13 protein-coding genes are annotated in these 13022 nt (G+C 67.3%); 5 read left to right on the plus strand and 8 right to left on the minus strand.

The features are described from left to right. Positions 1-860: flagellin (locus DS837_RS21595; protein ID WP_425599268.1), on the minus strand; the 860-nt coding region annotated here is incomplete at its 3' end. A 408-nt stretch (positions 861-1268) separates the two neighbouring features. On the opposite strand from DS837_RS21595, the gene DS837_RS21600 reads away from it, so the two are divergent. After that, entirely contained in the window at positions 1269-1736 is a 468-nt protein-coding gene (locus DS837_RS21600; protein ID WP_149166645.1) for a RidA family protein, read from the plus strand. Positions 1737-1827: 91 nt separating this feature from the next. Further along, a complete protein-coding gene (locus tag DS837_RS21605) occupies positions 1828-3066 on the plus strand; it encodes a GNAT family N-acetyltransferase (RefSeq protein WP_149166646.1) in 1239 nt (412 codons plus the stop codon). Here DS837_RS21605 and DS837_RS21610 read toward each other — a convergent pair. Next, positions 3060-3536: a nucleoside deaminase gene (locus DS837_RS21610; RefSeq protein ID WP_149166647.1), complete on the minus strand. Its 477-nt coding sequence runs from the start codon at positions 3534-3536 to the stop codon at positions 3060-3062. The genes DS837_RS21605 and DS837_RS21610 overlap by 7 nt on opposite strands. A gap of 180 nt (positions 3537-3716) precedes the next feature. On the opposite strand from DS837_RS21610, the gene DS837_RS21615 reads away from it, so the two are divergent. After that, positions 3717-5027, plus strand: coding sequence for a pentapeptide repeat-containing protein (locus DS837_RS21615; RefSeq protein ID WP_149166648.1), 1311 nt, complete (start codon positions 3717-3719; stop codon positions 5025-5027). Positions 5028-5030: 3 nt separating this feature from the next. Here DS837_RS21615 and DS837_RS21620 read toward each other — a convergent pair whose 3' ends face one another. Continuing rightward, a complete protein-coding gene (locus DS837_RS21620) occupies positions 5031-6146 on the minus strand; it encodes a CaiB/BaiF CoA transferase family protein (protein ID WP_149166649.1) in 1116 nt (371 codons plus the stop codon). Between the two features lie 139 nt (positions 6147-6285). On the opposite strand from DS837_RS21620, the gene DS837_RS21625 reads away from it, so the two are divergent. Continuing rightward, complete coding sequence (locus DS837_RS21625) at positions 6286-6477, plus strand: YegP family protein (protein ID WP_137115804.1); 192 nt, start codon at positions 6286-6288, stop codon at positions 6475-6477. A 61-nt stretch (positions 6478-6538) separates the two neighbouring features. Here the strand turns inward: DS837_RS21625 and clpA are convergent, their stop codons facing one another. From clpA to DS837_RS21645, 4 genes are all read right to left on the minus strand, one after another. Continuing rightward, entirely contained in the window at positions 6539-8854 is a 2316-nt protein-coding gene (gene clpA / locus DS837_RS21630) for an ATP-dependent Clp protease ATP-binding subunit ClpA (RefSeq protein ID WP_145626772.1), read from the minus strand. 8 nt (positions 8855-8862) lie between these two features. Further along, positions 8863-9189: an ATP-dependent Clp protease adapter ClpS gene (clpS, locus tag DS837_RS21635; protein WP_035672033.1), complete on the minus strand. Its 327-nt coding sequence runs from the start codon at positions 9187-9189 to the stop codon at positions 8863-8865. Between the two features lie 466 nt (positions 9190-9655). Continuing rightward, positions 9656-10153 carry a phasin family protein gene (locus tag DS837_RS21640; RefSeq protein ID WP_149166650.1) on the minus strand — a complete coding sequence of 166 codons (498 nt, stop codon included), beginning with the start codon at positions 10151-10153 and terminating at the stop codon, positions 9656-9658. Positions 10154-10421: 268 nt separating this feature from the next. Then, positions 10422-10958: a phasin family protein gene (locus tag DS837_RS21645; protein ID WP_149166651.1), complete on the minus strand. Its 537-nt coding sequence runs from the start codon at positions 10956-10958 to the stop codon at positions 10422-10424. A 418-nt stretch (positions 10959-11376) separates the two neighbouring features. Here DS837_RS21645 and DS837_RS21650 point away from each other — a divergent pair, with 418 nt between their 5' ends. Next, complete coding sequence (locus DS837_RS21650) at positions 11377-12138, plus strand: proteasome-type protease (protein ID WP_149166652.1); 762 nt, start codon at positions 11377-11379, stop codon at positions 12136-12138. Between the two features lie 109 nt (positions 12139-12247). Here DS837_RS21650 and DS837_RS21655 read toward each other — a convergent pair whose 3' ends face one another. Then, positions 12248-12985, minus strand: coding sequence for a hypothetical protein (locus DS837_RS21655; protein ID WP_247890067.1), 738 nt, complete (start codon positions 12983-12985; stop codon positions 12248-12250). Positions 12986-13022 lie beyond the last annotated feature (37 nt).

Consider the following 13022-nt stretch of genomic DNA (forward strand, 5'->3'; position numbering starts at 1 on the left):
TCGCCGGCTTCGATCGTGCCGCCCAGCGTCACCTGGGTGACCTGCGCGGTGCCCGTCTTGGCCGCCGTCGTCGTGTTGGCGGCCATGGTCTGGCTGTTGTCGAAGTAGGTGATCGTGCGCGACTCGTCGCCGTCCGTGATGATGAACGACCGCTCGCGGCCCGACGCGCCGCGGACTTCGATCTGCACGTCGGAGAAGCTGCCGAGCGTGCTCGCCATCGTGCCGGACAGCTTCAGGCCGACCAAGCCGTGGGCCATTTCGGCGCTGTTGATCTCGCCGGCCGCGCCCTCGATGGAGCCGTCGCCCTTGATGCGCACCGTGTAGGTGTCGGCCGACACCACGTTGGTGATACGGGCGTTCTCGATGCCCTGGATGGTGTTGACGGCGCGGCGCGACTCGCTGGTGGAGTCCATGCGCAGGCCGTTGCCGGCCAGCAGGTTCTTGCCGGCATAGCCGCTGTCGCCGGCCAGCTTGTCGATCTGCTCCTTCAGCGCGTTGAACTGCGAGGCGAGCGTCTTGCGGGTGGCGACCGCGCCGGCGTCGGAGCCCAGAGCGGAGTAGGCGGCGGTGGTCAGGCCGCGCGCCTGCTCGATCATGCTTTCGATCGCGGTCACGCCCTTGTCGGCGGCCTTGATGGTGCTGATCGACTGACCCATGGCGTCCTTCAACGACGACAGGTCACCGGCGCGCTGGGTCAGGCTCTTCGCTGCGAAGAACGAAGTCGGGCCGTCGAGCGCCGAGTTGATCTTGTTGCCGGTCGAGAGGATGTTCTGCTTGACACCGATCTTGTCGTTCACGCTCTGCAGTTGCAGCAGATTCGTGCGCATTGACGCGGTGAGAGTGACGTCGTTGATGGCCATGGTTCCAAGTCTCCTTCTGAGGCTCGCCCCGCGGCTGGTGCTTGAAACCGAAGCGAGGCAACGTGCATTTGCGCGGTCCTCCCCTATCAAGACCCGTGCCAGTTTGCGCGTGTTCTAATAAGATATTGATATCAAACAAAATAAATGACGCTTGCGCGATGAGTCGCCGACAACCGCCGGGCTGGTCCTTCCCACGGTGGCGGAAAGTTTTGCCGGGCAGAAAGGGTGTTGCGCTCCGGACTCCGGGACAAAACTTCCCAGTTGGGGCGCGGTTGGAGCGAGTGCGTGCGGTGCCGGTAAGCTCTTGGTGACGGCGGAGGAGGGAGCTATCGTCGGGGTCTCGCACCCATCGGGGCGCCACCCATCGGAGCGTACTCGGCGCCCGCAACGAAGACGGAGGGATGAAGCATGGCCGGACGCATCGAGGCGCGGCTGAAGGAGTTGGGGATCGAGCTGCCGCAGGCGGCGGCCCCGGTGGCGGCCTATGTGCCCTACACCCAGTCGGGCAACACGCTCTACGTGTCGGGGCAGGTCACCGTGTGGAACGGCGAGCGCCGCTTCGTCGGCAAGCTGGGCCAGGACTTCACGGTGGAGCAGGGCCAGCAGGCGGCGCGGCTGTGCGCCCTGAACATCATCGCCCAGGCGAAGGCGGCCTGCGGCGGCGATCTCGACCGGGTGGCGCGCGTGCTGCGGCTGGGCGGCTTCGTCAACGGCACGCCGGATTTCCACGACCAGCCGCTGGTCATCAACGGCGCGTCGGAGCTGATGATGCAGGTGTTCGGCGACGCCGGGAAGCACGCCCGCGCCGCGGTCGGCGCCCCGTCGCTGCCCGGCAACGTGGCGGTCGAGGTGGACGCCATCCTCGAACTGGCCTGATCCGGGCTCCGGATCGGGGGGAGGGGGCGGGCCTCTTGCCGCGGCGCGGCAAAGCGCCCACCTCCCTCGGCGTACCCGCGAAGGAGAGAGCATGCCCGACGGCAAGGACAGCGGCCCCACCCCCGGCGCCGACCCCGCGGCCGGGGGGACGATCACCGTCAAGGTCCTGACCGGCATTGGTCTGGCCGATCCCCAGGAATGGGACGCCTGCGCCGGGCCGGACAACCCGTTTCTCAGCCACGCCTTCCTGCTGGCGCTGGAGGAATCGGGATCGACCGTCGGCCGTACCGGATGGCAGCCCAGTCACCTCGTCGCCCTCGACGGGGCGGGGCGGATCATCGGCGCGGTGCCGCTCTATCTGAAGAACCATTCCTACGGCGAGTATGTCTTCGACCACGCCTGGGCGCACGCCTATGAGCGGGCGGGCGGGCAGTATTATCCGAAGCTGCAATGCGCCGTGCCCTTCACCCCGGTGCCGGGGCCGCGCCTGCTCGTCCGGCCCGGCGCCTCGACCCAGGGGATGGACGCGGTCGCCGGCGCCCTGATCCAGGGGATGGAGGAGGTGGCGCGGCGCTACGGCGTTTCCTCCGTCCACGTCACCTTTCCGGAGGAGGGCGACTGGCGCCGCCTCGGCGAGGCCGGCTGGCTGCTCCGCGAAGGCGTGCAGTATCATTGGGAAAACCGTGGCTACACCAGCTTCGACGACTTCCTGGGCACCTTGAACAGCCGCAAGCGCAAGGCCATCCGCAAGGAACGGCGCGAGGTGGCGGAAAGCAGCGTCCGCCTGCACAGCCTAACCGGCGCCGACCTGAAGCCGGAGCATTGGGACGCCTTCCACCGTTTCTATCTGGAGACCGCCGACCGGAAATGGGGTGGCGGCTATCTGAACCGCGCCTTCTTCCGGTTGCTGGGCGAAACCATGGCCGACCGGGTCATGCTGGTGATGTGCGAGGACGGCGGGGAATGGGTGGCCGGCGCGCTGAACCTGATCGGCGGCGACGCCCTCTATGGCCGCAACTGGGGCTCCGACGGCAGCTACCGCTTCCTGCATTTCGAGGCGTGCTATTACCGTGCGCTGGACTTCGCCATTGAGCGCGGCCTCGGCCGGGTCGAGGCGGGCGCCCAGGGGGAGCACAAGATCCAGCGCGGCTATCTGCCGGTGCCGACCTACAGCGCCCACTGGGTGGCCGACCCCGGCTTCCGCCGCGCCATCGCCGACTACCTGCGCCGCGAGCGGCCCGGCGTGGCGGCGGAGCGCGAGGCGCTGATGGAACTGTCGCCCTACCGCCAAGACGATCGACCAAGACGATCGATAGGACCCGATCAGTAAGGAACGCGGTCGGGACGGGCGGCCCAGTCGTCGAAGACGGCGCGCGCCTCGTCGGCCAGAAGGCGCTGCATGGGAATCGCCCGCTGCTCCAGCGGCAGGGCGATCTCGGTGTAGAGGAAGGCGTCGTCGAAGCCGATGGCCGCCGCGTCGTCGCGCGCGTTGGCGTAGACGATGCGCTCGATCCGCGCCCAGTAGATCGCCGACAGGCACATCGGGCAGGGCTCGCAGCTCGTGTAGACGGTCGCCCCGGCGAGGCTGAAGCTGCCGAGGTCGCGGCAGGCGTTGCGGATCGCGACGACCTCGGCGTGCGCCGTCGGGTCGTTTGTGGAGGTCACGCAGTTCCACCCCTCGCCGATGATCCGGCCGTCCCGCGCGATGACCGCGCCGAAGGGGCCGCCGGCGTTGCCCTGCATGTGGGTGCGGCTGAGCGCGATGGCGCGGCGCAGGCATTCCGTGTCGAAGCTCGTCATGCTTTCCCTTTCCCAAACCCTAACCGCGTTGCCGTTCAATCGTTTAGTGACTGCTTTACAGCCCGGGCCCGGCATGCGTCCGGGACATTGCAGGGGCGGCGGACAATTGGGGATTTCCCCTTTACTGCCCCTGCGCAAGGCGTAGTGTGGGCGCGAACAGCCGACCGACGGACCCGCCCGATGACCGATCGCACCATGGAATTCCTGAAGCAGGTGCGGGACCATCTATTCTATCTCAAACTGAAGCCGGGCGGTGTGCGCCTTCAGGCGAAGGGCGTCGATCTGTCGAGGCTCCGGCTGAAGGGCTTCAACCTGCAAACGGCCATCCTCACCCAGGGCAATTTCTCCGATGCCCAGCTCGAGGAGGTCAGCTTCGCCATGTCGGACCTGTTCGGGGCGAATTTCAGCCGGGCGAAGCTGGTGGGCTCCTCCTTCGCGCGGGCGGACCTGCGCGGGATGAACTTCCTGAAGGCCGACCTGACCCGCACCGACTTCGAAGGGGCCGATCTGCGCCCCGGCCAGATCATGGTCCACCGCGCCGGGCGCGAGGACGAGGAGGAGCGGCGGCCCGCCAACCTGACGGACGCGCGGATGGACGGTGTCAACTTCAAGGGCGCCGACCTCAGCCATGCCGAACTGGCCAACGCCTCGACGGCCGGCGGCGACTTCAGCAACGCCAACCTGTTCGCCGCCAATCTGGCCGGGGCCGACCTGACCGAGGCGAACTTCAGCGGGGCCAAGATGAAGCGCGCCGTGCTGAACGGCGCCAATCTGACCCGCGCCATCCTGCGCAACGCCGACCTGCGCGAGGCGACCCTGCGGAATGTCGACCTGACCGTGGCGGACACGCAAGGCGCCAACCTGAGCGGCGCCGTCTATATGAGGAACGCCGACGCTCTGCCGACGCCGGTGCGCGGCGTGCTGGACGCCCACATTCTGTGGATCAACAGCGGCGGCGGGGCGGGGCTGCGGGCCGACTTCACCGGGATGGACCTGCGCGGGCTGGACCTCACCGCCTGCGACCTGTCGGGCGGGGTGTTCCGCGACGCCAACCTGGACGAGGCCCGGCTGTCCAACGCCTCGCTCTCGCTGGCCGATTTCGGTGGGGCCAGCCTGCGCCGGACGCGGCTGGACCAGGCGGTGCTGACCGGGGCGAACCTGAGCGGAGCCGATCTGACCGGGGCGGACCTTCATGGTGCCGATCTCGGCATGGTGGACCTGCGCAACCCGGACGGCACCCCGACCGGGCGGAGCTGGCCGGCCAACCTGACGAACGCCACGCTGGCCGCCGCCGACCTGCGCGGCGCGCGGCTGACCGGGGCGAAGCTGGCCGGCGCCAGCTTCGAGATGGCCAACCTCGCCTCCGCTGATCTGCGCGGCTGCGACGACGCGGCGGCGAACCTGTCGAAGGCCAGCCTGATGGGCGCCCGCCGCGGCCCGCTGGACGCGCGGCCGCCGCGCGACGGCGGCGGGCCCCTCATTGCCCTATAGGCCTCACGTCCAGGTGGCGAGCACCGCGGCCGCTGTGGACTCGCGCAAGGGAGCCCGCTCGGGCGGAGTCCCGCCATCGACGCGCAGGCCCATCAGGGTCTCCACCAGCGGCTCCGGTCCCGACGTGACGCGGATCTGGCCGCGGGCGGCGATGTGCGGGTGGTCCGGCATTTCCGCCAGCGTCGGCAGCGCCTCGAAGCAGCAGTCCACCGGATCGAGCAGCGCCTTCCAGTCGGCGAGGCTGCGGCTGGCGAACAGGGCGCCCACCTCCTCAATCAGGGCGGTCTGGGGCAGCGGGTCGGCTTCTTGCCGGACAATCCAGTCGGGGCGTCCCACCGCTTCGCAGAAGCCTTGCCAGAACTTGGCCTCCAGCGCCGACAGGGTGGCGAAGCGGCCATCGGCGGTGCGGTAGATGCGGTAGCAGGCGGCCCCGCCCGACAGCAGCGCCTCGCCGCGGGCCGGGACCTCGCCGCGGGCGTCGGCGGTCAGGTTGACGCCCTGCCAGCCCAGCACCGTCTCCATGATCGACAGGTCGAGGAAGCAGCCCTCGCCGCTGCGCTGGCGCCCGAACAGGGCGGCGACCACGGCCAGCGCCGCCTGCTGCGCCGAGGCGAAGTCGGCGACCGGCGGGTGGCTGATCGAGGGACGGTCCGGTGTGCCCGACGAGTCCAGCCCGCCGCCGACCGCCATGTAGTTCAGGTCGTGGCCGGCCCGCCGGGCGTAGGGGCCGCTGCTGCCCCAGCCGGACAGGCTGGCGTGGACCAGCCGCGGGTTCAGCGCGCGCAGCCGGGCGTGGCCCACCCCCAGCTTGTCCAGCACGCCGGGGCGATAGCTTTCCACCAGGGCGTCGGCCCCGGCGATCAGCCTCTCGAAGGCGCCGCGGTCGCCCTCGTCCTTCAGGTTCAGGCGGATGACGGTCTTGCCGGCGTTGAGCAGCTTGTAGGCGGCGGTCGTGCCGTCTGCGTCGGTGGGGCCCATCTTGCGCAGCGGATCGCCGCTTGGGGCCTCCACCTTCACCACCTCGGCACCGAGGTCGGCGAGCATCTGGGCGGCGTAGGGACCCGGCAGATACTGGCCGAGATCAATGACGCGCAGTCCGCTCAGGAAGGGCAGGGGCATGGTGCGTTTCCTCCGTCTTCATTCTGTGGGCGCCGCCGCTGAGGAGTGTCCGTGATGCGGCGTCGGGAATGCAACCGTCCGCCCTTCACATTCGTGCCGTCTCCGCCGTCCGTATCAGACCAACGGCGAGGAGGACAACATGTCCACGGGCAAGGCTCCCAAGTACAAGGTCTACAAGGATCACCGCAACGAATGGCGCTGGACCTTCCACGCCGCCAACGGAGAAGCCATCGCCGTCAGCAGCGAGGGCTACACGGCCGAGCGCGACTGCCTGCACGGCATCGCCCTGATGAAGAGTTCCAACGACGCGGTCGTCCTGGTCGAAGAATAAGCGCCGGACAAAAAGAAAGGGGGCCTTGCGGCCCCCTTTTCGCGTTCCGTGCGACGCGGCGTCATTCCGCCAGTTCGTGCACGACCTCGTCCTCGTCCTCGTCGCCGGAGCGCCGCTTGCGCGACCCCTCGGTGTAGTCGAAGGCGGGCTTGTCGTCCTTCACCGTGACCTTGACCAGACCGCCCTTGGCGAGCTTGCCGAACAGCAGCTCTTCCGCCAGCGGCTTCTTCAGGTGCTCCTGGATCACGCGGCCCAGCGGACGCGCGCCGTAGAGCGGGTCGTAGCCCTTCTTGCCCAGCCACTCGCGGGCCTGATCATCCAGCTCGATCGTGACGCCGCGGTCTTCGAGCTGCGCTTCCATCTGCATGATGAACTTGTCCACCACGCGGTTGATGACCTCCTGGGTCAGCGGCGCGAAGGGGATGATCGCATCCAGACGGTTGCGGAACTCCGGCGTGAACAGCTTCTCCACCGCTTCCATGTCCTCGCCGACCCGACGCTCGCGCTCGAAGCCGATAGCCGGCTTGGCCATGTCCGCGGCACCCGCGTTGGAGGTCATGATGAGGATGACGTTGCGGAAGTCCACCGTCTTGCCGTTGTGGTCGGTCAGCTTGCCATGATCCATGATCTGCAACAGGATGTTGAACAGATCCGGATGCGCCTTCTCGATCTCGTCGAGCAGCAGCACGCAATGCGGATGCTGGTCGATGGCGTCGGTCAGCAGGCCGCCCTGGTCGAACCCGACATAGCCCGGAGGGGCGCCGATCAGGCGGGAGACGGTGTGCCGCTCCATGTACTCCGACATGTCGAAGCGGGTCAGCTCGATGCCCAGCGTGAGGGAGAGCTGGCGGGCCACCTCGGTCTTGCCGACGCCGGTCGGGCCGGTGAACAGGTAGTTGCCGATCGGCTTCTCCGGTTCGCGCAGGCCGGCGCGGGCCAGCTTGATGGCGGAGACCAGCGCGTCGATGGCCTTGTTCTGGCCGAAGACCATGGTCTTCAGGTCGCGCTCCAGGTTGAGGAGCGTTTCCTTGTCGTCGCGGCTGACCGACTTCGGCGGGATGCGGGCGATCTTGGCGACCACCGCCTCCACGTCCTTGACGGAGATCTTCTTCTTCCGCTTGTTCTCCGGCAGCAGCATCTGCGCGGCCCCGACCTCGTCGATGATGTCGATGGCCTTGTCGGGCAGCTTGCGGTCGCCGATGTACTTCGCGGACAGCTCCACCGCCGAACGGATCGCGTCGTTGGTGTAGCTCACCCGGTGATGCTTTTCGTAGTAGGTCTTGATCCCCTGGAGGATCTTGATCGCATCCTCGACCGTCGGCTCGTTGACGTCGATCTTCTGGAAGCGCCGGACGAGCGCCCGGTCCTTCTCGAAATAGTTCCGGTATTCCTTGTAGGTCGTCGAACCGATGCAACGCAGCGAGCCGGAGGCGAGGGCCGGCTTCAGCAGGTTCGAGGCGTCCATCGCACCGCCCGAGGTCGCACCGGCGCCGATGACCGTGTGGATCTCGTCGATGAAGAGGACGGCACCTTCCGTGGCCTCCAGTTCGGAGACGACGGCCTTGAGGCGCTCTTCGAAGTCGCCGCGGTACCGCGTACCGGCGAGCAGGGAGCCCATGTCGAGCGCGAAGATGGTGGCGCCCTTCAGCACCTCCGGAACCTCGCCATGGACGATGCGGCGGGCCAGCCCCTCGGCGATGGCGGTCTTGCCGACACCGGGGTCACCGACATACAGCGGGTTGTTCTTCGACCGCCGGCACAGGATCTGGATGGTCCGTTCGACCTCCTGCTCCCGTCCGATCAGCGGATCGATCTTCCCGCTGGCCGCCTTCTTGTTCAGGTTGACGCAATAAGCCTCTAGGGCTTCGCTGCCTTTCTTCACGACCTTCTCCGCCGCCGCGTCCTCGTCGGCTCCGGTAACGCGCTTCGCTTCCGAGCGGCCCGGGGCCTTCGCGATTCCGTGAGAGATGTAGTTCACCGCGTCGAAACGGGTCATCTCCTGCTCCTGCAGGAAATAGACCGCGTGGCTTTCGCGTTCAGAGAACAGGGCGACGAGCACATTTGCTCCCGTCACCTCTTCACGCCCCGACGACTGGACGTGGATGGCCGCGCGTTGCAGCACCCGTTGGAAGCCAGCCGTCGGCTTGGCATCATCGGGCCTGTTCGTGATCAGGTTCGCAAGCTCGTTGTCGAGGTAATCCGAGAGTTCGGCGCGCAGGCGGTCCAGATCGACCCCACAAGCGCGCAAGACGGCCATTGCATCGGCATCCTCGGTCAATGCGAGCAGCAAGTGTTCGAGCGTCGCGTATTCGTGCCTGCGCTCGTTCGCATGGGCCAGGGCTCGGTGCAGCGTCTGTTCCAAGTTACGCGACAGCATCTGTGGCCTTAATCCTTTTCTAGCGTACATTGCAGCGGGTGCTGGTTCTGGCGCGCAAAGTCCATCACCTGCGTGACTTTCGTCTCCGCCACTTCGTAGGTGAACACACCGCACAAGCCCACGCCCCGCCGGTGCACATGCAGCATGATCCGTGTCGCCTCCTCGCGCGACTTGGCAAAGAAGCGCTCCAAGACATGAACGACGAATTCCATAGGTGTGTAGTCGTCGTTCAACATCAAGACCTTATACATCGAGGGCTTTTTAGTCTTAGGCTTGGTTTTGATGACCACGCCCGTAGTGGTGCCCTCGTCGCCGTGTTTGTCGTTTTCGGCCATGGTCTCAACAGGTCAGCATCGCGATGTACGTCGCATGAATGATATGAGAACTCCGGGCGCGGTGGGAAGGGGCCGTTTTCGGTGAGTCCCCATTTGGGAGAGGCCCATTCGGAACGAAACCTGCCCGGCTACCCCGGAATTGGTGGAAAACATCCGTTTTGCGGCAGAACTGCCACGTCGGCGTGCCAAAAATAGCACGGCCGGCGCCCGGTGCCGGCATCCTGTAGATGCCCATCGCCCGAAAACAAACAAGCCCGGCGGTTTGCACCGCCGGGCTTTCCCGGAACTTCACAATGCCGTGAGGCGGTAGGATCTAAAGCGGTACCGCCTTGCGCCGTCCACGCCCCCGGACGGTTGCGTCCCGGGGGCGATGGAGGTGGGAGCCGCCCCAGCCTCGCGGCCGGGTCTGTGGAGTTGCTGGCTCCGGGTCATTTTGTCTCAGGCTGACGTCTGGGGCCGGCCTGGATCAGGCGGCCTTCGCGGCGACCGGCTTGGACACCGGCTTGGACAGCGTCTCGACCGTGACCTGGAGGCGGTCGTTGATCGGAGCGAAGGCGTCCTTGGCGGTCTTCAGCGACAGTTCCTGCAGCTTGGCGCTCTCCTTGACGAAGGTCTCGAAGCTCGCCTTGGCGAAGCTGCTCTGCAGTTCGACCAGCTCCTGGATGGTCTTGACGGCCAGCAGGGCCTTGCCGGTGGCGGCGCTCTTCTCCAGCGAGGACTGGGTGAAGGAGGCGACCTGCTTGCCGGCTTCCTCGGCGCCCTTGGCGACGATGGTGCCCGACTTCACAACGGCGTCGACGTTGCCCTTGGTCAGGGCGGTCAGCTCGTCGAAGCCCTTCAGGATCTGCGCCGAGGCCTTCTCGAACTGCTCCTGCTGGGACTTGACCAGGCCGTCCACGTTCAGCTTGGCGGCGGACACGGCGTCTTCGAAGGTCTTGGTGGCGGCGGCGAACTTGTCGGTCATGGAACGGCTCCTCGAATTTCATCGGGTTGACCCGCGCCGGACCCACCGATTGGCGACCGCGCGGATGATCCGACCAACGACCCCGTGGCTTCGGGCGTCGGGTCGATGCTGCAATGCAGCATGGCTAAACTTAGTGCAGGGGAAGGCGCCTGTCAACGGGATTTTGTGCGGTGCACAAAAACTTTGGCGCGTCCCGGCCGCCCCCATCACGCGCGAAACCCGGCCGTTGGGGAACGGCCGGGTTTCGTGGATTCAGCGTGCCGCCGCGTCAGGCGGCGATCGGCTTGGACAGGGTGCTGACGGTGACCGACACGCGGTCCTTCAGCGGGGTCAGGGCCGCCGTGGCGACGCGGGTGCCGATGCCCTGGAGGCGAGAGGATTCCGCGACGAAGGCGTCGAAGCTGGCCTTCACATACTCGCTCTGGAGATCGACGACCTCCTTCAGCGACTTGGCGGTCAGCAGCGCCTTGCCGGTGGTGACCGACTTGTCGAAGGAGGCCTGGGCGTAGGCCGACACCTCGCGGGTGAACTCCTCGGCGCCCTGGGTGGCGATGCTGCCGCTCTGGATCAGCGCTTCCACGTTGGCCTTGTTGAGGGCCTGAAGCTCGGCGGAGATCTTCAGGAGCTGGGCGGACAGCTTCTCGACCTGCTCCTTGGTGACGGAGGCGGTCTGCTCGAACGTCTTCGCGGCCTGCTCCTGGCCGGCCTTGACGAAGCCCTCGACCTGCTCCTTGGCCTGGGCGGCGGCGCTCTCGAACGCCTGGGTGGGGGCGGGGGCCGGCTTGGCCTTCGTCACGGTCGTCATGCCTTCGTTCCTTCCTTCGTCGAAGCCCGGCGCGCATCAACCCGGACCGGCGGACCGTCCGCCTGCGGGGCGCAGACCGGCTGCGTTGGGGAAGCCCGGACGGGTCCGGGCCCAAAATTGCTGCAGTGCAGCAATGGCTAAACTATGGGCAGTCGTCCGTGGAGTCAACAAAAAATCTTGTGCGCCGCACAATATATCAGTTGAGCCTGTCCCCTTTGCTTGGCGGTACGGCGTAAGCCCCACCGCTCCGCCAAAGGGGAAAACCGATCCACTTCGGTTCGACTGGGCGGAGCCTTTACGAAAGCTTTACCGCCGATCGTGCCCAATCCTACCCTGCCCGCCGAAGGGACGCGCTTCGGCCAAAGGTCAGACCAACCGCGGCGGAACGTCGCAGCTTTCAGTTCGGGAACGTTCTTTCATGACCTATTGCCTCGGCATCAAGACCCGCGACGGCCTGATCGGCCTGTCGGACGGGCGCATCACCAGCGGCTCGCAGCTGTCGTCCGCGCGCAAGGTGACCATGGTGGGCAGCGGCGGCGACCGCTTCTTCATCCTGAATTCCGGCCTGCGCAGTGTGCGCGACAAGACGCTGGCCTACCTGCGCCGCGACATGTCCCGGCGCCGCGGCGAGACCTACCCGACCATGCTGGACGCGCTGTCGGCCTTCACGGCCTGCCTGCGCCAGGTGGCAACGGAGGACAAGGAGTCGCTGGAGGCGTCCAAGCTGGCCTTCAACCTGCACGCCATCGTCGGCGGCCAGCTCGCCGAAGACCGCGAGCCGTACATGTTCCTGGTCTATCCGGAGGGCAACTGGATCGAGGTGGACGAGCGCACGCCCTACCTGTCGATCGGCGCCACCGCCTACGGCAAGCCGATCCTCGACCGCGCGCTGTCCTACAACACGGACATGCAGACGGCGCTGAAGATCGCCTACCTGTCCTTCGACAGCACGCGCTTCTCGTCGAACGACGTCGGCTTTCCCATCGACATGGTGACCTTCAACGCCGAGGAGCGGCTGTGGCGCCAGTCGAACTTCGACTACGACGACCTGGTCGAGCAGCGCCTGTGGTGGAACCGGAACATCACCGAGCTGGCCCGCCGCATGCCGGACGGTCCGTGGGTGGACACGCTGCTGTCCGCGGGCGCGCGGGCGGATGTCGCTGAAGAGGAAGTGGTCTGAACCTTTGCCCCCACCCGAACCCTCCCCCGCACTCGCAGGGGAGGGGACTGATCTCCCTCTCCCGCCCAGCGGGGGAGGGCCGGGGAGGGGGCAATGTCAGCCCCGCCCGCTACTTCCCGGCGAACAGCCAGGAACCGAAGGGCGCAGTGGGCCCGACCAGCCCGTCGCGGCCCACCTGGACCTCGAAGACCACGCCGGCGCTGTCCACCTGTCCGCCGGTCGGCAGGGTGCGCGGCGCGTCCTGCGGGCGCGGCAGGGCAGGGTAAGGCACGCCGGTTCCCTGGTCTCCGCCGTCAAGCTCCTTCAGCGGCCCGTCGAAACGGATGTCGGAGAAGCGGTCGGAAGGGTAGGGGTAGGCGTTGAAGAACCAGCTTCCCCGCCGGCAGCCGTTGATCAGCCAGTAGACGCCGTTGGACGGCAGGCGGACCCCGCTCGGCGCCGGTTCGAAGGCACCGCTCTCGTAGAGGCGCAGGACGAACAGGGCGAACTGGCGCGGCGACAGTTGGGCCTTGGCGACCGGGCCGCGGGCGACCGCCGCCGGGTCGTCCAGGTCGATGCGGGCGAGGTCCGTGGCCTCCAGCACGCGCGCCTCGACCATCGCGCCGCCGGTGCTGCGGTCGCCGACGATGTCGTAGGTCCGCACGTGCTTCTGATAGTCGGCGTTGAAGACCAGCCGGTAGCGGTCGGTTTCCCCCTTGGTGCAGGCGGCACGCAGATCGTCGCCGTTGAGGTAGCTGACCCAGGTGAGCTTGCGCGCCACCGGATTGTCGGTCGGCCCGACCGAGGCGCAACCGGCGAGGAGGCCCGCCACGGCCAGTCCCGCCGCCAGCCCCGCCGCCCGCGCCATCCGTCCTCTTCGTCCATCCCGGACGGCAGCGCGCGAA

This window comes from Azospirillum brasilense (assembly GCF_008365405.1).
GTDB lineage: Bacteria > Pseudomonadota > Alphaproteobacteria > Azospirillales > Azospirillaceae > Azospirillum > Azospirillum brasilense_D.

Bases quoted from the DNA above. Each gene is read 5' to 3' on its own strand.
- DS837_RS21600 (WP_149166645.1), top strand. From the start codon at position 1,269: ATGGCCGGACGCATCGAGGCGCGGCTGAAGGAGTTGGGGATCGAGCTG.
- DS837_RS21605 (WP_149166646.1), top strand. From the start codon at position 1,828: ATGCCCGACGGCAAGGACAGCGGCCCCACCCCCGGCGCCGACCCCGCG.
- DS837_RS21610 (WP_149166647.1), bottom strand. From the start codon at position 3,536: ATGACGAGCTTCGACACGGAATGCCTGCGCCGCGCCATCGCGCTCAGC.
- DS837_RS21615 (WP_149166648.1), top strand. From the start codon at position 3,717: ATGACCGATCGCACCATGGAATTCCTGAAGCAGGTGCGGGACCATCTA.
- DS837_RS21620 (WP_149166649.1), bottom strand. From the start codon at position 6,146: ATGCCCCTGCCCTTCCTGAGCGGACTGCGCGTCATTGATCTCGGCCAG.
- DS837_RS21625 (WP_137115804.1), top strand. From the start codon at position 6,286: ATGTCCACGGGCAAGGCTCCCAAGTACAAGGTCTACAAGGATCACCGC.
- clpA (WP_145626772.1), bottom strand. From the start codon at position 8,854: ATGCTGTCGCGTAACTTGGAACAGACGCTGCACCGAGCCCTGGCCCAT.
- clpS (WP_035672033.1), bottom strand. From the start codon at position 9,189: ATGGCCGAAAACGACAAACACGGCGACGAGGGCACCACTACGGGCGTG.
- DS837_RS21640 (WP_149166650.1), bottom strand. From the start codon at position 10,153: ATGACCGACAAGTTCGCCGCCGCCACCAAGACCTTCGAAGACGCCGTG.
- DS837_RS21645 (WP_149166651.1), bottom strand. From the start codon at position 10,958: ATGACGACCGTGACGAAGGCCAAGCCGGCCCCCGCCCCCACCCAGGCG.
- DS837_RS21650 (WP_149166652.1), top strand. From the start codon at position 11,377: ATGACCTATTGCCTCGGCATCAAGACCCGCGACGGCCTGATCGGCCTG.
- DS837_RS21655 (WP_247890067.1), bottom strand. From the start codon at position 12,985: ATGGCGCGGGCGGCGGGGCTGGCGGCGGGACTGGCCGTGGCGGGCCTC.